The organism is Pseudomonas sp. Ost2, assembly GCF_018326065.1.
Taxonomy (GTDB): Bacteria; Pseudomonadota; Gammaproteobacteria; order Pseudomonadales; family Pseudomonadaceae; genus Aquipseudomonas; species Aquipseudomonas gingeri.
The window spans coordinates 3,808,276-3,828,132 of the sequence record NZ_AP021904.1; the positions used below are offsets into that span (position 1 = coordinate 3,808,276).

Here is a 19,857-nt window from a genome sequence, read left to right on the forward strand (position 1 = left end):
CTCGCGCTTAGAAGCGCGTGTTGATTTCAAGCTGCATGACATCGATATCGAATGGCGCGCCATACACCGTCTCCGAATTGAGCCAGCGCGCGGTGGCGATCACGTTCTTGTCCAGGCCGTAGTTGGCGCCGAGGAAGAAACCCTTGGCGTTGGTGCCGCCGAGGTGGAACGAGGAATCGTTGAAACCGTCCGGCAAGGCGTCCGGCTGGATGTACTTGTAGCCACCGAAGACATTCCAGTCGCCCTTGCGCTTGAGTTCCAGCGCGTTGCCGAGGGTGAACTGCACCATCATTGCGTTGGCGCCGCTTTCCACCTTGCCGTCGTTGTCCAGGTTATTGACGATCTGGCCTTCGGAGCGCTTGGTCATCTCGCCTTCGTCGTAGCCCAGGTTATGCACGTAGTTGACGTGGCTGCGCAGCTTGAAGTCTTCCGGCAGTTCGCTGTCGAGCACCAGGTTCAGGTCGATCAGGTTGAACTCCGAAGCCAGGCCGACGAATTGCGGTTGCGGGGTCTTGGCCGGGTTCGTCGGGTCCGGAGTGATATTGCGCAGCAGGAACACCGTGTTGCCTTTCTGCATGAACGCCGAGCGCGTGCCGTCGGTGTCGCAGCCGGGATCGCCATTCCAGGGCTCGCAGGGGCTGGAACGCTTGCCTTCGATATTGTCGAAGCGGTAGTAGGCCAGCGCCCCCTTGAGCCGGTTGTGCTGGCTGAACTGCCAGTTGGCGCCGATCTGGCCGCCATACAGCCATTTGTTGTCGCTGGCCTGCTTGTCCGAACCATTGCTGGTGAAGGTATCGTTGCTGTATTCCACCGGGAACGCGCCAACCGTACCGAACAGGCCCCAATCGGCGTTCAGCTTGCGGTCGAAGACGGCGGCGATGCCGTCGAAGTTCAGGTCGGTGGAGTACAACATGTCGGTGGAGAAGAACGGGTTGGCCATCCGCCCGCCGGTGATGCTCACATAGTCGTAGGGCTTCCAGGTCAGATAACCCTGGTCGAGCCAGATATCCTTCTTGGCAAAGCCGCCGCCCAGGGTCTGGGTGGTGGACACCGGATTGTTGTCCGAACCGGTGCCGATCCGCACGCCGGCCATCCACTCCGGGGAAATCACTGCTTTCATGCCCAGCCGGGCTCTGATCCGGAACAGGTTCTCGCGGTCTTCACGGGTATTGAGCAATGGCGGCAGGCCGGTGGAACTCTGTGGGTTGACGTCATAGGGACCGTTGGCGTTGAGCTTGGCGAAATCGATGATTTCCTTGCTGTTGATGCCCGAGCTGCCGTTCGCATCGTTGTCATTGCCACCGGCGTAATAGCGCGACTCGTCGCGCAGGCGGATATCACCGTCGAAACTGATCCGCGACACCCAGTCCGGGAAGGTATTCGGTTGCGCCCAGTTCTCCTGCTTGGCGGTGGCCATGACTTCGGCCTTGACCTGGTCGCGGATCTGGTCGCGGACGATCGCCGGGACGTATTGCACCCGCACCTCACCCGGCGTTGCCGCCGGTGCGCTGGCTGCGACGGCGTTGGCCTGGCGTGCCTGGACCGCTTCCTTCTCGGCCTGGGCGATCAGGCCGTCGGCCTGCTCCTTTTTCAGCACGCCCTGCTGCACCAGCAGCCGGATCAGATTGATCGTGGCGTTCTCCGAAGGCGCGGTCTGGGCCGTCGCCTGTCCGACCAGGGTCGCGATGACCAGGCCGACCGCCAGGCTCAATCGATTCACATTGGAAACCATTTGCACTGAACTCCTTAGACAAGACTGCACATGTATGGGGCTAGCCGGGACGGCGGCCTTGCAGGGAAATGCGCACCGGCAAGGTCATCGAGGCCGGCGGCCGTTCGTTTAATCGAGGAGCGGCGCGCAACGCGGCCAGCACCTGTGTGTCGAGCCTGGGATCGCCGCTGGACTTGACCAGCTCGACCCGGGTGATATCTCCGGCGGCGCTGAGCCAGACATCGGTCTGCAGCGAAAACGCCAGGTTGCGCAGTTCCGGGTTCTCCTTGAGCACGCGCTGAAAGGTGTACGCCAGGAACTGGCTGTAGGTGCCGTTGCCCAGCCGCCCACCGCCCGCGCCCGCCATGCCACCACCCTTGCCCGCGCCGATGTTGAAAGCGTCGCCGCCGGCCTGGGCATCGCCATCGATCTGCATCGGGTTCGCCAGGTCGTCCGCCGGCGATGGCGGGGCTTCCTCCTGGGGCTTGACCTCTTCGGGCTCGGGTGTCGGCTCGGGGACCTTCTCTTCCACCGGCGTCTCGGGCTCCTTGGGCTTTTCCGGCTCGGGAGGCGGCGGTGGTGGCGGAGGCGGCAACGGGATGATCATCGGCACCTTCGGCGCTTCGCGACGGACCCCGCTCATGTCGTGGGCCCACTGCCACAGGAACCACGCGGCGGCGGCGCCCAGCAGCAACCCGGCGCCCCACTTCACCAGGCGCAAGGGCGACTTCTTCACGGGATCGGGGCTGATCGGTAATTTGGCGGTCATGGTCAGCCCTGGTTCGGTTTGCCGGTGACCAGCCCGACCTGGGACAGCTCCAGGCGTCGCAGCAGGTCGAGCACTTCGATCACTTTCTGGTACTGCACCGTGGCGTCGCCACGCACGATGATCGGGAAGTCCGGGCTCTGCGCCTTCTCGATGCGCAGGCGCTCCTCCAGCTCCGGCAGCGTCACCGGGTAGGCGTCGAGGAACACCTGGCCGCCATCGTTGACCGAGATGGCCTTGGTCTTGGCCTCGGACAACGACACCGAGGCACTGGCCTTGGGCAGATGGATCTGGATCCCCGAGACCTGGGCCGTGGCGGTGAGGATGAACATCACCAGTACCACCATCAGCACGTCCACCAGGGGCGTGATGTTGATGCTGTCGACGGCGGCATCGTCATCGTCGTCATGGGAGGTGTTTACGGAAGCCATGGCAGTTCCCCTCAGACCGACAACATGTCGGCGACGTGATGATCGGCATGCGCGGCGCGCCCGCGAGCGTTGTCGTGGGACTGGCCCTCGCCATGCATTTCCGCCAGGCGCGTGATGAACTCATCGACGAACACGCGCATGTCGGCACTGACTTCCTTGTTGCGGGTGATCAGGCGGTTGTAGCCAAACAGCGCCGGGATCGCGACGAACAGGCCCATGGCCGTGGCCAGCAAGGCTGCCGCCATGCCCGGGGCAATGGCATTGATGTTCACGTCACCGGCCATGGCCGTGCCGAGGAACACCACCATGATCCCCAGCACGGTCCCCAGCAGGCCGATGTACGGACCGCCGGCGATGGCGTTGGACAGGGTCGAGAGTTTCGAGCTCAGTTGCTGGTTTTCCCGGGTGCGCACGCCGTCCATCGAGCAGCGGATGGCCTCGATGGTGGCCGCCGAGACCGACGAGGTATCGGCGCCCTGGGCGCGACGGGTGCGGATTTCCTTGACCGCCACCAGGTACAGGCGCCACAGCGACGAGTGCTCCAGGCGCCGGGCCAGGTCCTGGTCGTCGGCGAACATCTCCAGGCGCGTGCCGATCTGCCCGAACTGCTCGCGAAACGCTTCGTTGGCCCGGCTGACGCGACCCAAGGCGCGGTTCTTGCGGATCATGATGAACCACGACTGGATCATCATCAGCACCAGTACGGCGATGATCACCCAGGCGTCCACCGGCACCGCCTTGAGCAGGAAGCCGAGGCTGCCGAAGCCGAAGCCCGACTGTTCTTCGTCGGCGCCGTAGGCCACCAGTTTCGATTCGGCGCCCTGGGCCGTGGCATCGGCCAGCAGCGCGGCGGCGGGACGCACGACCTTGGACAGGCGCAGTTCGTCGATAGCGCCGTTGAAGGCCTGGAAGGCGCTCGAAGCCGGTGCTGCCGGGTCGGCGGCCGCCACCGGCGGAACGTCGCCACCGATGGCGATCAGCGAGTTGAAGGCCGGCACTTCCTGGGCCAGGGTCGCGGTTTCGCGACCGTTGACGAACAGCGAGACCTTGCTGCCTTGAGCGGTCAGTGCCAGGTGTTGCCACTGCCCCGGATTCAGCGCCTGGGTCGATACCGCGCGCTGGCCGTTGATCTCCACGAACGGCGTGCCCTGGCTGGTGCCGAGCAGGAAGGCATGGGCGCCTTCGCGACGAGCCATCAGCAATTGCTCACCCGAAGCCTGGTCCAGGCGAACCCAGGCACTCAGGCTGAAGGCACCGCCCGCGGCATATTGCAGCGACGGACTGGCCGGCAGCATCAGCGGCTGGCCGCCGAACTGCAACGCCGCGCCGATCACGCCGTCGATACGGCTGCCCGTGGCGTTCTGGGCGTTGTTGGAAAACGCCGTGGCATCCCTGGGCGGCGTGGCGACCGCACCGTCGAAGTGGTAGACGGCGGTGTAGTTCGGCTCGAACGCCAGTTGCCCGTTGCTGGTGGCCGGGGCCTTCTGGTTACCGTAGTACATCCAGATGTCCTGGCGCTGGCCGCCGTCGATCTTCGGGACATCGACCCAGATCAGCGCCATGCCCATCAGCGGATCGAAGCTTTCGATCTGGTAATTGAGCACGGTCTTGTCGTCGGCAGCGACAAAGCGCAGGTCCGAACCGTCTTCCTTGACACCGTCGAAGGTAAAGTTGCCGGTGTGCAGGCGCACCAGCAGGCTGGTGCGGCCCAGGGCATCGTTGATGGCCGCGCCCTGGGGCGTGGTGTCGACGGTGATCTGCTTGCGGTAGTGCCAGTCATCCTGCCACCAGGCCTGGGCGGTGGCCGGGAGCACGAAGCCCAGGCAGATCAACAGGAAAGTCATCAGGCGCTGCATGAAAAATGCTCCTTTTTATGGGTTCAGAAAGTGGCTTGCAGGCTGAAGTGCAAACGTGGGTCCTGTTTCTTGGTGTTCGGTCCGTCCAGCAGCGGGTAGCCCCAGTCGAGGCTGCCGGACAGCCAGTCGACCAGGCTGGCGCGGGTGCCCAGGCCGACGCTGGCGAGGCTGTAGTCCGACTCCTGTTCGATCAGCGGTTCACGCAGGTACAGCTGGGCGCCTTCGGCGAAGACATAGAAGCGCCACTCCTGGACATAACTGCCGAGGAACTTGGCCAGCGAGGGGGTGCGCAGCTCCTGGGAAAGCAGGTAGCCTTCGTCACCGGTGCGCTCGGCGGCCAGGTAGCCGCGTACCGAGGTGGCACCGCCGGCGGACATCTGCTCGTTGGAAACCAGTGGGCTGGAGGTCAGTTGGAACGAGGCTTTCGAAGCGCTCTGCCAGTCGCCGAGGAAGTTCCAGGTGTAATTCAGGTCGCCCTTGAGCACGGTGAAACTGGGGCTGGCCTTGTAGCGTTTGCGGCCGAATTCCTGACCGTCGCTGCCATAGCCGAAGAACGCCCGGGTACCGGCCACCAGGCTCAGGCCCAGGCCCAACTGGGAACTCTCGGTATAGCGATAGCCGTTGTAGCCCAGGGTGATCGGGGCATACTTGAGCGGCACGGTGTCGCTGCTGCCACCGAACTTGAGTTGCTCCTCGAAGTCCTTGAAGTCCACGCCCAGGGAAAACGAGTTGGCCCAGGCGTCCGCTGCCGGCAGGCTGTAGATCCCGGAAATCCCGTAGGAGTGGCCCTTGCCGAGGACGTTGCTGCCTCCGATGGTCGCGACGTTGCTGTCGGACTGGTAGCCGGAGAGCTGCACCGACCAGCGATCACTGAGCGGCGCGGTATAGGACCCTGACCAGACCTTGGCGTTGTCCTGGTCTTCCGGTGCGGTGAAATAGGTCAGGGAGACACTGTGGCCCAGTTGCCAGAGATTGTCGTAGCCCAGCGAAGTGACCGCCCGCAGCTCCTTGGTGTCGGCGCTGTAGTCGTTGTTCAGGCCCACGCTGGCGTGCCTGGGGTTCTTGTCTTCCACTTGCAGGTCGACGTCCATGGTGCCCGGCCGCTGGCCCTCGCGAACCAGGGGCATGACCTGCCGTCCCGCGGTCTTGTTCAACGCCGCCAGCTCGCCCTGGACGTTGGCGAAATTGGGCACCTCGCCCTCCTTCAGGGCCGGCACGTCATCGCGGATCTCGACCGGGGAATAGTGCCTGGCGCCGACCACGCGCACCCGTCCGACCTTGGTCTCGCTGACCTGCAGGAAGACGATGCCTTCCTCGACCTTCTGCTCGGGCAATTCGACGAAGACCGACTGATAGCCCTTGGCCTGATAGATTTTCTGCAGGGCATCCCGCGCGCCTTCGATATCGCTCAGTGCCTTCTGCGGGCCGAGAAACGGGTACACCGCTTCCTCGATATCCCGGGCATCGAGCACGGTATTGCCACGCACGACGTATTCGTTGACATCCACCAGGCGCGCGGCGGCTTCCTCGGCCAGCAATGGCCGTCCCAGCAGTGCCAGGGCCAATCCCGCGCACACCGGCAGCCAGCGCCCGGCGTTTATCGCTCGCGCCTCTTTGAAGAACAGATGCTCCACACCGCCCCCTAAATTCAGAAAGGTCTCGAATCAACTCGAAACCGTCGCGACGGTGTTTCCCGTCGCTTGTTCGATCAATTGCTCGACAGCGCCGTGACCGCGTGCCTGGCCAGCCAGGTGTGCAACAGGGCAAAGTTCAGGGAGAACTCCGGCATCTGCAGCAACGCGCCACAGAACACCTCGCCGATGATTTTCTGGATCAGCGTCACCGCCTGCGGGTTGTCCAGCAGCGTGGCGATGTCCTTGCTGAGGATGTTGAAGTTCCAGACCTTCTGGTTCAGGTCCAGGCCGACGAACCAGCGGAACAGCAGGTTGTAATTGAGCTGCTCGTACAACTGCTGCTCGCTGGGCACCGAATACAGCAGTTGCAGCAGGAGGATGTGCATGACCGTCTGCGGCGCGATGAGCATCCTGGAGTCGGCATTGAGCGCCAGCAGGACCTCACGGTGGTCGTCCAGCAGGTCATCGATCTGCGGGCGCAGCAGCACCAGCGAATGTCCCGGCGGGATGTAGCTGGAGACCTCCTTCAAGGCGCCCTGCCAGTCCTCCTGCGAGACGATCCAGACCCATGGCGCACCGTAGCGGTAGACCGACACCGGCTTCTTGCGCGCCGCTTCGACGATCTTCGACAAACGCTGATCCAGCTCCTGCATGCCCACTTTCGAGTAACGTTCCATAGTCCCCACCTCGATCTCCCCGCCTTCCCGTCATCCTCAGGAATCGTTGCCTTGCGGCACCTTGCACACTTCACATATCCATGACGGGGCTGGCCTTGTGCTACCGAACTTTTGTCATAAAAGCTTCATTCCACGACGGGCTGCCGGGCAAAAAAAAGGGCGGCCATCACGGCCGCCCCTGGGGTGAAACACCGGGTGATTACAAGGTCAGGTTGCCCCGCTCCTCTGCGGTCAGACGCTGGCGCGCCTGCTCGTCCAGGGGACCGGCGCCCAGCACTTGCACGGGGCTGTCGGGGTTGTAGGCCGGCGAGCGGCTGGCACCGTCGCGTGAAGGTTCCAGGCGTTCCTGGCCGAAGCTCAATACCTGCACGGTGAATACCGAAGGCTGGTTCTGCCGGGCATTGGCCTGCTGCTGCCGCGCCACGTCGTCCGCCGCCTGGGTCGCCGAGCTTGCCGCCGCGCTGGCCGAGGTGATCGCCCCGGTATTGACCGACGCCACCACCGGCACGCCCGAGGATTTACCCTGGACCTGGATGTTCGCCGCGTTCACCACATGCAGGGCGGCGATGTTGACGTTGCCCGAAACCCGGATCCCCGCCTCGCCCGCATCGATGGTGCCCAGCGGTGCGATCAGGTCGATATCGCCTGGCTTCACTTCAGGAATCGGGTTCAGGGTGGCGATACCGGCACCGGTACTCGGCACCGCCGGGGACAGGCTGACATTGCCCCAGTCGTCATAGACGCGCTTGGGCGGCGTGTACACCACGGTGGTCTTGGAGCCGCGTCCGGCGTTGATATCGCCCTGCGCCGACCAGCCCATGATCGAACCGCCGAAGGTGGTCATGATCCGGCTCTGGCCGAGCAGGATGCTGCCCTGGGAATACAGCTGGATATCCCCCGAACCCTGGGTGATGACCCCCGCCGTGGACGGTGGCGCGGCCCCCTCGATACCGAACACCTGCTTTCCGCCCGGCGTCAGCATCTGGATCGAACCACCGAAGTTGGTGTGTACTCCGGAGCCACCGAACAGCGTGATATCGCCCTGGTAACCAATCGGGTTGCCTGCCACATCGGTTTCCGGGAACAGCGCGGCAATCGCTTCGCGGCCGCGCAGGTAACTGCCCTCACGCGGCCCGCCGACCTGGTTGTATTCGCGGCCGCCGGCCTTGAGCTCAGCGAAATACACCTCGCGGGCAAAGACCCGTTGCTGCTCCGGCGCCAGGGCCGCGTAGTAGGCCCGTGCCTGTGCGACATCGCCGCTGAAGCCATAGCGCCCGGCCAGCCAGGCAACCAGTTGCGCTTCATAGGTCTTGGCCACCTTGGCTCCCTGACCGGACAAGGATTCGCCCGGCTGAGCGAGGTTGGCCGGATCCAGGTAGGCCGCGATGAAACGCGCATAGTCCGCCCCGTTGCTGCCCGCACCGGCCTGCAGCACGATGTCCGCCCCGGGTCGTGAATCGCCGGGTACCACGGCGCCCAGGCTGGTGATGCTGACCTTGTCCTCCATCAGGATATTGCGCCCGGCAGTGACCTCCAGGGTGCCGGGGCCGGCGACGTTGAATGCGCTGTACAGCAGGTCGCGACCCGCCTGGATCACGGAGATATCGGTCGGGTCGTTGTGGGCGAACAGGTTGCCGCTGGTCTCCCCGGCCGCCAGTCCCTGATCGGTCGGTATGCTCGAACCGCCAGCAGCCTTCCCGCTGCTGACGATATCGCGCCCGGCCATGATCCGTACCGGACCCGCGCTTTCGTACCAGGTGCTGCCATTGGCGAAGGAAAGGATTTCACCGGTGCGCAAGCCGACGATATCGCCGTCCCGGGCATAGAACCGTGCAGGCAGGACATTGCTGCGGGTCGAGGCGGTATCCGCGCCGAAGGCGAACAACGGGTAGCGCCCACCCACGGCCAAGGGATCTGCGACAATAGCGGTGCCGCCCTGATTATCGATCACCTTGTTGCCGCCGGCGTCATAAGCAATGAAAGCCGGCTTGAACGGCGTGGCGATGGCGCTGGCTGCCGCACCGGACTGGTTGATCGCATATCCGCCACCGTACAACGAATCAGCCGCGAGGAATTCGAGCTGCCCATTGGCCGATGGTGCCAGCAGCAGTGAGTAATTGTTGGCGTTCGCCAGGTTGCTCGCGCTGTAGAGCGCCGACGGGCCGTAGTAGAAACTACCGTTGGCTGCCACCGCACGCAGGATCGAGGGATAGACAAAGCGACCGTCGGTGGCTGAGCTGTTGCGTCCTTCAAGCGCAGCCGTGCCGGAGGTCTTGATCTCCCCCAGTTGGGTACTGGGCGTGAGGTTGCCACCTGCCGAGAACAGGTCAATGGCCGTGTGATCGGTCCAGAGCGAGAACCAGCTGTAGCCCATGCCCGAAAATGGATTGGGGGTAGCAGCAGCGGGATTCAGGTCGAGCGCAACACTGTTTGGCAGTGATACTCGGCCCGGATCAGTGGCGCCGCCCACGACCAGATCGCCACGCGTCGAAAGACTGATCGTGGCGTCGCCGGGAATCAGCACCAGACCGCCGGTGGAACTGGCCAGAGAGGCCGTGTAAGGATCAAAGGAGCGGGTGTCGGTCTTGTCGTGATCGACAGACACAGCCCCATAGTGCAGATCAATTCCACCCAGCGCACCGGCTTGTACCTGAAGGTTGCCACGCAGGTTGATCAAGGCCCCCTGCAAGTCATGGATCGGCGCCAGGGGATTGCCGTTCTTGTCCAGCGGGTTCCGGGCGGCCAGGGTCGGGTTCACACCACCACCGACCTGGAGATTCAAATCCCCGCCTCCGGTCAGCATAAGCTGGCCATCGGCACCCACACGCCCCGTACTCCCAACGGCCAGTATCAACCCCTGGCTGCGAAGCGCGGCACTCTGGTTACCGGAAACGGAGTCACCCATTTGCACCAGGGTGCCGGCGTCCCCTCCTACACGAACATCGACATTACCACCGCCGAGCGTGCCGAAGCCGGTAAAGCCGGTCAGCGCACTGCCCGAGTTGAGACTGGTGTAGGTACCGAAGTTGATCCACCAGGCCGTCGGGATATTGTCCCCCCCGGCCAGGGGAGTGCCACTGCCCTGGCGCCAGAGCCAGTTACCCAGCGCCGCGCTCGGTAATTGTGCGGGATCACCGCTTTGTTTCTCCCGCATGGCCAGGGCATCACCTGTCAGATTCCCCCCCACACTCAGCAGCAGATTGCCGCCGTGGTCTGGATACCAGGCCCGATAGAGACTGCCCGTACCGCCGTCGACCAGTGACTCGTAACCGCCCAACTGGTCGGGTAGAAGAGTGCCATTGCGTCCCCTGGGTCGATTGAACTCGGCACTGACAGGCGTCGATGAGCCCGCCGTGTAGACACCATACAGAGAGTTCATATTCAGGTTGCCCGCGCTCAGCAACTCCAGATCCCCGGTGCCAGTGCGCAGGACACTGAAGTTCGCCTTGCTCGGCTCAAGGGTATAGTCGGATGCCTGCGCCTTACAGAAGCCCGGTGAGTCCTCGCACATGGTTGGCCAACCAATGAGCGCGAAATCGATCGGTTGGCCCACCATGCTTTCGTCGCCATAGATATCCAGCGAACCTTCCCTGGTCCAGAGATAGACAGGCGGGGGGACGGCACAAAAACTCGGCGAGTCCTGACACATGGTCGGCCAACCGATGAGATCAAAATCGATCGGCTTGCCGACCATGCTCTCGTCACCGTAGATATCCAGCGAGCCTTCCTTGGTCCAGACCAATGCGCCTGCGGCAGGAACGGCGGTCATGCCATAGTGGGTGTCGGCCAGCCGGATAGTCCCGTGCTCGGCATACGGATCGGTCAATCGTGTATCCGCCGCTGCGGTATCGGCACCCGCCACCAGACGAATCGACCAGGACTGCGAACCTTCCGGCAACATCTGCGCCACCGCCCAGTTGCTGCCCTGGGCGCCGTCACGCAGGTCAATCGACTTCCCACCCAGCTTGAGATCGGTCATGGACGGAATCACCGAGCCCTTGAGCAAGGTGATCGAGCCCGCCAGCATGACGACATTGGGGTTGCTGTCGTTGATCGAAGCCTGCGGCCGACTTGGCAACGGCACGCCGGCCGGCCAGGTCATGGCGCCGAGCGCGGTATTGCCGGCCAGCCGGGTGCCCGCCCCCAGTTTCATGCCCGCGACAACCACCAGCGGCTGATCGAGCAGCGTACCCGCCGCATAAGCCAGCGTGCCGTTGGCGTTGTAGATCGCCCCCGACAGCACCGTGCCAGCCGGCAGGCTGATATCGGCCCCCAGGGTGCCGGTGGCCGGCAGCACGGTGCCCGCCGCCACGGTCAGCGCCTGGATCGGCAGATCGTAGTTGAGCACCTTGCCCGCCGGGAATGCCGTGTCCTGCTGCAACACGATACCGCCCTTGGGCAGGACCACATCGCCGCCGAACATCTGCTTGCCTTCGGTCAACAGCCAGCCAGTGTCGTCCTGGGTTTTCGGCGGTGGGGCAAAGCCGTCGTTGATGCTGCCGTAGATATCCAGGTCGCCACCGGCCCGCATGACCAGTGCTCCTGCTTCACCGGCGCGCAGGCTGGCGTAGCGGTAGCCGGACAGGTCGAGGTCGCCCTGGACCACCAGGTCGCCCTTGGCGACGACCTCGACACCCGGACGCAGGTGGAAGACGTCGTCATAGGTCGCGTTGTGCAGGCCCGCCAGTTTGTCGTTGAGCAAAGTGTTGTTGGCCAGAGCGTTTTCGATGAACTTGGCGCTCTCCTTGTCTTTCTGGTCCAGGTAGTCCTGATCGATGTATTGATAAGGACGACCGCTGACCGCCGGATCGACGCCATCCTTCGCATCGGTGTAGCGCTGAACCGCATTGAGGGCGATGGACTTGGCGCCCTGGATGATCAGCCCGGTGCGGGCGTCGATGGCGATATCGCCATGGGTCGCCGCATCCTGGCCCTGACTGCCATCGGCCGAGGTCGGTCGGCCATCGCTGCCGATACGCGGCGCATTGAGTTCCAGGGTGCCACGGGCCTGGCCATCGCCCTGTCCCGGCTTGGCCGCGGTGCCGTGACGCAGGTCGATGCGCGCCCCACTGGCGAGGGTCAGGGTGCCGTCGCCGGAGCTCAGCTCGACAATGGCGCGGTTGGGCGAATCGATGATCTTGCCGTAACTGTCAACCCGCAGCACGCTGCCATGGGCGTCGAGCACCGCGTTGCCATCCAGGGTCAGGCCATTCTTGCCGGCCAGGCGGATGCTGCCCACCCGCTCGCCGCTGGCGTCGATGGTACCGCTGACGGTGAGGCGGCCGTTATCGACGGAGACGTTGACATCTCCTGCCTTGATATCGCTGCCGATATTCAGGTCGCCCTGCTTGAGCTGGAAGCTGCGCGAGCCGAACACCTGGCCGTCGTTGAGACGCTGGTTGAGGGCGGCGAACTGGCTGTCCAGGGTGCCGGTGAGGCCCAGGCGCTGGGCGCGGATATCCACGCCACCGGACTTGTAAGGCACCAGGGTGCCGCCAGCGTCGTAGTAGCCGCTGCTGCTGCCGAGGATCTGCCCCTGCAGGTCCACCAGGCCGGCCGAAGGATCCAGTGCCACGACCTTGAGCGTGCCGGCCTGGTTGTTGACGGCCCGCAGGTCGATCACCGAACCCGCGGCCTGGCGGATGCTGCCGGTACGGCTTTGCAGGGTCGCGTCACCCCCCCAGCTGTACTTGTCGACATCGTTGAGGCTGACCTTGCGCCCGGACATATCGATCCGCGCCGCGTCAGTGAGGGTCAGGTCGCCCTCGGCGTCGAGGGTCAGCTTGCCGCTGGGCAAGGCGATCCGGGTGTCGAGCACGATGCTCTTGCCCGACAACGCCAGCTCGGCGCCAAGGGTCCCCGAGCCCAGGGTGGCATCGCCAGGAGTCGAGCCCGCCGGCGCCGACATCCGGATCGCTCCGCCGGCGGTGATCTTGTTGACCGAGCCAGCCTCGCCGGTCAGCAGCGGCGTCAGCATATTCAGGTTGCCGCCGCTGTAGCTGTAGCCCTTGCCCTCCACATAGGCGCCCTGGCTCTGGTACACCGCCAGGCTGCCCTTGTGGTTGGCGGTGATGCGGTCGCTGGCACTCAGGTTGACATTGGCGAAGCCCAGGGCCAGGCGATCGTAGGACGGCAGCGTGCCGGGCTGGGTGTTGGGCCCATAGCCGAACTCGATGCGTTCGGCCTGGATATTCAGATTGCCGCTGCCGGTCCCCGCGCCGCCGTTGACCACCGTGCCGGGCTTGCCCTGGGCACCGTTCCAGATCAGGTCGGCGGTGCGGATGGTCGCGTTGTTGGCACTGGTGCCGGCGCCATAGATGGCCGGCGTGGTCAGCACCAGCTCCTTGAGCCGCGATTGGCCGGTCACACTGTCGTAGGTGTCGAGGACCACGTCGCCGTAGAAGTTGAAGGCATCGCGGGCACTCAGTTCCAGGGTTTCCAGGGCCGGGGCGCCGGTGCTGGTATCTCCACGCAACAGGCGGTCGAGCACGCTCTGGTTAAGCGTCAGGCCGCTGGGCAAGGCGTTGTTGGCGGCCATGTCGGCCAGTGACTGGGCACTGCCGGCATTGATCGCGCCCACCGCCAGGGTCAGGTGGCGGGTTCCGTAGCGCACGGACTCGTCCAGGGCGAAGGTGTTGTTGGTCGCCATGACGATGGTGCCTTCGGAATACAGGCTGGTAGTGCCGGTGCACGTGGTGTCGCAGCCGACGACACGAATACTGCCACTGCCCCCGGCTTCAGGAGCGAGCACATTCAGACGATCATTCGATACGGCCAACACGCTGACGGTCCCGGGCGCATAGATGTAGCCCGCGCCCTGACGGGCAGCCGCCCCTTGGCCCAGGGTGCTGATGCTGGCTCCCTGTTCTACCAGGACATTACCCAGCAGGAAAACTTCAGGCCCGACCAGCCCCGCACCGCTGCGTAAAGTCACGTTACTGCCGTTCTTGAAGGTCAGGTAGTTGCCACCCTGTCCATACACAGCCGTCGCCGCCCCGCCCAGTGCCAGGCTTTTGGAGCCAATGGCATTCAGGTCGGCATCTTCCAGCGTAACGCCAACGAACCCCGGTGTTGCAGCCGTGCCTTTGGCCACCACCTCGATTCCACCCTGGGTTGTCGTGATCGCAGTCGTGCTGCCATTGCCTCCGGCGCCCCGCTCGGCCAGCAACTGGCCGGAGAAACTGAAGCTGGGACGCCCGGTAGTATTGAGGTCCAACTTGAGGTCGAAGGCCTTGGCGTCGCGGGCCATCAGAATCGGTGGCACGCCAAGCTTGGCGGCATCGGCCAGGATAAAACTGCTGAGGCTGGTTTCGTTGTACTGGGAATAGCGTCGCAGCACATCGGCGGAAGTCACGATCACCTGGCTGGAGAGGCTGTCGCGAATGCCGGTGCCGGCGATGGACAGCGACCCGGAGGTCGACCAGGAGCCATTGCGCATGGCCTGCGCGCCCAAGGCACCGCCCTGCCCGGAGAGGCCATTGATCTCGACCCGGAATGCTCCCGGCAACAGCGCATAGGACGACGGCAGCAAGGTGTAGATACCCGCCGGCAGGCCGGGCACGCCAGCGCCAATGGTGATCTGCCGGCCCACTACCGGGTCCGATGAGCCGCCAGGGGCATAGCCGGCCTGGACTCCGGGGATAATTGCATAGATCGGATTGGTCGATAGGCCCGGCAAGGTGAAACTGCCATCGGCATTGAACTGCACCAGCGGGTTGAAACGCGCATCGGTGGAACCGCCGCGCCCGGAGATAAAGCCGGCACCGGTGAGGTCGCCGCCGCCGGAGACATCGACCACCGCGCCCTCGTCCACCGCCACCGATTGGCCGCGCATTTCGATACCGCGCGGGACCTTGCCGTCTTCATTGCTCAACAGCGACTTGTCCAGGGGCACACCGTTGTACAGGTAGGTGATACCGTCGACCGTACCGCCATAGGGCATGATCAGGCCCTTGCCGCTGACCGAGGTCAGGCTGCCGGACAACAGGTTGACCTCAGCCGTGGCGGCAGGATTACCCGGACCGGCGTCGCTGCGGCCGAGAATCAGCGACCCCAGTGGCGCCCGCAGGACACCGCCCTGGTTGATCAGGTCCGCCTCGACGTTCAAGCGGCCGAATGCCGAATAAGGTACGCGTGGCGTGGTCGCCGTGGTACGCCCGATATCCACGCGCCTGGCGGAAATCAGCGCCTGGGCATTGGTATCCGGGTAAATCTGCGCAGCGATCAGACCGAGCGCCGCGGGGGTGATCAGGGAGGTCGTCGGGATGGTGCCGGTGCTGGCGAGCAAGCGCATATCGCCTTCGCTGCGCAGGTTCACCTGCTCGAAGCCACGGCGGTCCAGGGTCAGGCTGCCTGCCTGTTGAGCAATGGTGCCCCGGGCGCCGAAGCGAACCTGATCGCGGACATCCAGCAGTTGGCTTTGTACCTCGAATACGCCCTGGGTGGCTTGCGTGGAAGTACCAGTACGCAAGGTTGGCGAGGTATGGAAATCTTTGCCCATGGGCGCCAACCCGGCCAGGCGGACATAGGCCGCGGACAGCTGGATCCGCGCATTCGCCGCCGAGGATTCGGCCAGGCCCAGGGCGCCGGAATACAGCGACAGGCTCTGGTTCAAGGCCAGGTTCACATCACCGTCAAAGCTAAGCACGCCGTTGCTGAGCAAGGCCAGGTTGCCAAAACCGCCATCGCGGACCTGATCGGCCGCCAGCCGGCCATGACCGTACGCCAGGCTGTCGGCGACCGAGCCCGCATCGCTGCCGAGCGGCAACAGGCTGGCATCGCGATGCTGGCTGATGATCAGTTCACGTAATTGCAGGACCCGATCCGCCGCTGGCAACAGGTAACTGTTCGACTCCAGCGCCACGGCGAGACTGCCGCCCGCGGCCCCTACACCCCCTGCCCGGGCAAACATGTCACCGTCCAGATAGACACCGTTACGCGAAGCGATGGAGATGCTGCCGCCATCGCTGGCGACCTGAATGGCGCCCTGCCCCGGAATATCCAGCGTGGCCTGTGCCCCCGAGGCATCGAGGGTCGCGCCTTCGCGGATAACCACGAACAGATCGGCGGCACTGGCCTGGCCCGTTGCATGATCGATTTCACCTCCGATCACGATACTGCCGCCACGACGTACCTGCCCGTAGCGGTTGCCCCTCACGTCGACGGCGGTGACTGCGCGGGCCGCCACATCCAGCACGGCCTGTTCGCCGATCCAGATCGAGCGACCATGGCCGGCGGCATTGGGGACTTCCGTCGTCGTGCCGGATTGCGCCACCTGCCCCAGGGTGATGTTCCCGCCCCAGGCATTGAGCCGGCCGTCCACCGTCAACTGGCCGATGCTGCGCACGGCAATGGATTGGCCGGGATCGACATTGATTACCGCGCCCTTGCCGATCACGGCCTCGACCGTGGCCATATCCGCCGCGGTGGATTGGAACGTACCGGCTTGCAGGCTCAGGCTGGCCCCCTTGCGCTGGGTCAGCACACCCTTGATCGCATCTTCCTGATAGACCGGCGGCGTCCAGGTTTCCAGCGCCGCGGACGGATCCCCGCCGCCAGGCGTCACCAGCGCCTGCTCGCCAAAACGGTACACCGGCATGCTGACATCGACCTGGGTGCCATCGGCAACGATCAAGCCCTGGTTACCCTTGATGTCATAGGCGGAGAAGCCCTTGTTGAAGAACCCGCCATTGAGCAGCAGGGTATCGGCGGGGGCGCCGGTCGCCGAGTCACTGATCAGGACCTTGCCGGCCTGCATCGACAGGGTCCCGCCACCGTTCACACCCTGGCCGCGAATCTCGCCGCCCAGGGTCAGCTTGCCGGTGCCGGTGGAGACATTGGCATTGGCCGCCAAGGTCACGTCACCGCCCTTGCCGCCCTGCTGCCGGTTCTTGAACAACAGGGCGCCACCTGAAGAGACATCGACCACGCTGTCAGTGCCGAGGGTCAGGTCACCGCTGCTACGCAGCGAGATGGTGCCGCCGTTCAGATAGGCCAGGCCGCTGTTATTGCCGGTCTCCAGCATCTGGTTGGTCCACAGGCCACGGGCATCGAGTTTCACTCCCTGCCCTACCGTTACCCGGCCCGCGCCGCCGAGCGTGCTGTCAGCCAGCCCGTTGCTGCCGAACTGCTGCAGCACGTTGCCGACCTGAATGGTTCCCGCGCGTGCGGTGAGGTTGGCGTTCACGTCGACCTGAGGACCGAACAGGGTGATATTCCCGCCATTGCCGACCTGCACCGCGCTGTCGACGGTGATATTGCCGGTGGCCGCGACCTTCAGGGCGCCCAGGTTGAAGCCATTGAGGCGGTCGGTATTGAGCATCAGCGTGCCCTGGCGATCCGTGGGCAAGGCGGTGTTCAGGTCCAGTCCGGCGGCGATCTGCTCGCTGCTCTGGTTCAGCACCACATTCTTCAGGGTGTTGGCATCGGCGCCCAATGCGTATTGCAGCAGTCCGCTGGACTTGACGTAATACGGCACGTAGTTGCCGACGACCAGCTGCGCGCCGCGTGCCGCGGCCTTTTGCGACTGGTTGTAGCCATCCAGGCCGGCCTGGGGCGCGCGGGTCTGGCGATCGCCCTGGAAGGTGTCGCCGACGACATTGCCCTCGAGCACCGCATTGCGGGTGCCGATCACCAGGCTGCCGGCATCGCGACCGACGACATAGCCGCTTTCATAACGCTCGCGAGGTGCCAGCAACGGGTTGTAGAAGTATTCGGTCTGGCCCCAGCGGGTACTGGTGGACTCATACCCCTTGTAGATGCCGGTGTAGAGGATATCGCCGGGGGCGCTGGAGATTTCGTACAGGCGACCGTTGGCGCCCTTGAGCCAGCTTTGCTTGATCATTCCGCCCTGCACATCCAGGGTGCCACCCGACACGTTGATCTGCGAGCCGGCCTGGGTCACCACATCGTTGCCGGTGAAGTTGACCACGCCACCCTGGGCCATCCACTCGCCGATGCTGTGGGCCTGGGTGCCGAGGTAACCACTGACTTCCAGCAGGCCACCGGCGGTGTACCAGCGGTCGGCGGGGTAGCCGTTGGTGCCCGCCGGGACAAACACCAGGTCGCGGACATCGACCCAGACATCCGTGCTGTTGAGCTTGCCACCATCACGGTTGACCGCGGCATCACGCTGTTCGTTACCCTGGATATTGACCTTGATGCTGTTGGCTTCCATCGCCACCTGCACGCCGACAGCCCCCGACACATCGATGGTCGCGCCGTCGCGCACGAGGCTGCGCTGGCCGGCATTGACCATCACCTGGCCGCCGGTGGCGAGGGTGATGGAGCCATTGCGAAAATCGACGGTACCGTCGCTGTTGACCTCGACCCGTGACAGTGCCCGACGGTCGTTGCCGGCGCCGACGATGTTGTCGGTAGCGTTGGTGATCGGTCCGGTCTGTCCGGAGAGCTGGCTGTTCAGGGCGCTGCTGTTATCGATCAGGATCGCGCTGGTGCTGCCCTCACCGAGGACCACGCTGGCGCCGTTGCCGGTGGCATTGAGGTGCAGGGTGCCACGGGTGTCGACCGAGGTACTGGCGAGCAGCACGCCGTTCTGCATGACTTCGTGACCGGCCAGGGTGATATCGCCGGTGGCAGCCATGACGATGCCGCTGTTGGTGACCTTGCCGGCGGCGCTGGCGTTGTCGCGGATAACGCTGACCTCGTTGCCACGGGTGGTCGAGTTGGGATTGCCGTCGGTGGAATAGCCCTTGCGGATCACGAAGCTGTCGCCGGCGGCCATCAGTGTCTGGCCCTTCTGCGTGCTGATGGTGCCGGCGTTCTCGACTTCCGAACCCAGCAACAACACATAGCCGCCACCTGCCGTGGAGGATGCCGGGGCATGGGTTTCGATCCGAGCCCCGCTTTGCACCTCGACCTTGCCCGCGGCGCCGGTGAATACCGGCTGGGTGCCGTTGTACAGGCCATGGTCGCGGAAATCCTCGTCCTTCATGGTGGTGGCCGCCACCACCAGGTTGCGCACGTTGACCTGGCTGCTGCCACTGAAGATGACGCCATTCTGGTTGAGTACCATCACGGTGCCGGCGCCCTTGATCTGGCCCTGGATCTGGCTCGGCGCAGTGGCGTTGTTGACCTTGTTCAGCACCGCCCAATCGGCGTTCTGCTGGAATTCCAGGGTGGTATCGCGACCGATGTTGAAGGTTTCCCAGTTGAGGATTGCCTTGTCGGCGGTCTGCTTGATCGACACATTGGTCTTGCCGTTGCTATCGGTCTGCACCGGTGCTTCGGCGTTGACGAACAGCGGCTTGCCGTCCGGCCCGATCACGAAGTTCAGGCCGTTGCCGCCCAGGCCGTTGTGGATGGTCTGCGGCGCGATCAGCGCGGCCGAGCGGCCGGCAGCCTGCGCCGCCTGCTGGGCGGCGATGGCCGCCACGGTGTTGTTGAGGTTGCTCAGGGAGCGTTGCAGGACCTGGTTGGCCCGTTGCTGTTGCGCCAGCGGCGGTGGCGAGCCTGGCGTCACCCCGGGCCGCGCCGCGCCCGAGGCCTGGGCCGCGCCCTTGGCCGCGAACCAATTCGAACTGAATGCCAGCGGCTGCGCCTGGGCGCCACCGGCGACCAGCAGCAGCGCAATGGCCTGGGCCAGCGGCTTGAGGTGCCAGGGACCGGTGCCCGTGTTGCCGGAAAACGCTTCGGATTGGTTTTTGAGGAGACGCATCACGACTGTTCCTTTTCCTGTTGCACGGAAATTGCTGAACACCGGCACCCGGGACGCAGGGACGGCTAATAAGAAGAAGGCGGTTGGCGAGGGGCGGGACCGAACG

7 protein-coding genes are annotated in these 19,857 nt (G+C 64.5%); all 7 read right to left on the minus strand.

What is annotated here, in order from left to right; genetic code table 11:
* Positions 1-7: 7 nt before the first annotated feature.
* Positions 8-1,732 carry a putative porin gene (locus tag KI243_RS16650; RefSeq protein WP_017128491.1) on the minus strand — a complete coding sequence of 575 codons (1,725 nt, stop codon included), beginning with the start codon at positions 1,730-1,732 and terminating at the stop codon, positions 8-10.
* Between the two features lie 40 nt (positions 1,733-1,772).
* Complete coding sequence (locus tag KI243_RS16655; RefSeq protein ID WP_017128492.1) at positions 1,773-2,480, minus strand: energy transducer TonB; 708 nt, start codon at positions 2,478-2,480, stop codon at positions 1,773-1,775.
* A gap of 2 nt (positions 2,481-2,482) precedes the next feature.
* Positions 2,483-2,908: a biopolymer transporter ExbD gene (locus tag KI243_RS16660; RefSeq protein WP_017128493.1), complete on the minus strand. Its 426-nt coding sequence runs from the start codon at positions 2,906-2,908 to the stop codon at positions 2,483-2,485.
* Positions 2,909-2,919: 11 nt separating this feature from the next.
* The gene (locus tag KI243_RS16665) at positions 2,920-4,764 is read right to left on the minus strand and encodes a MotA/TolQ/ExbB proton channel family protein (protein WP_212809381.1); all 1,845 of its coding nucleotides are present in this window, start codon (positions 4,762-4,764) and stop codon (positions 2,920-2,922) included.
* Between the two features lie 23 nt (positions 4,765-4,787).
* A complete protein-coding gene (locus KI243_RS16670; RefSeq protein WP_244861902.1) occupies positions 4,788-6,341 on the minus strand; it encodes a ShlB/FhaC/HecB family hemolysin secretion/activation protein in 1,554 nt (517 codons plus the stop codon).
* Positions 6,342-6,472: 131 nt separating this feature from the next.
* The gene (locus KI243_RS16675) at positions 6,473-7,075 is read right to left on the minus strand and encodes a transposase (protein WP_017128496.1); all 603 of its coding nucleotides are present in this window, start codon (positions 7,073-7,075) and stop codon (positions 6,473-6,475) included.
* 199 nt (positions 7,076-7,274) lie between these two features.
* Positions 7,275-19,751, minus strand: coding sequence for a filamentous haemagglutinin family protein (locus tag KI243_RS16680; protein ID WP_212809385.1), 12,477 nt, complete (start codon positions 19,749-19,751; stop codon positions 7,275-7,277).
* Positions 19,752-19,857 lie beyond the last annotated feature (106 nt).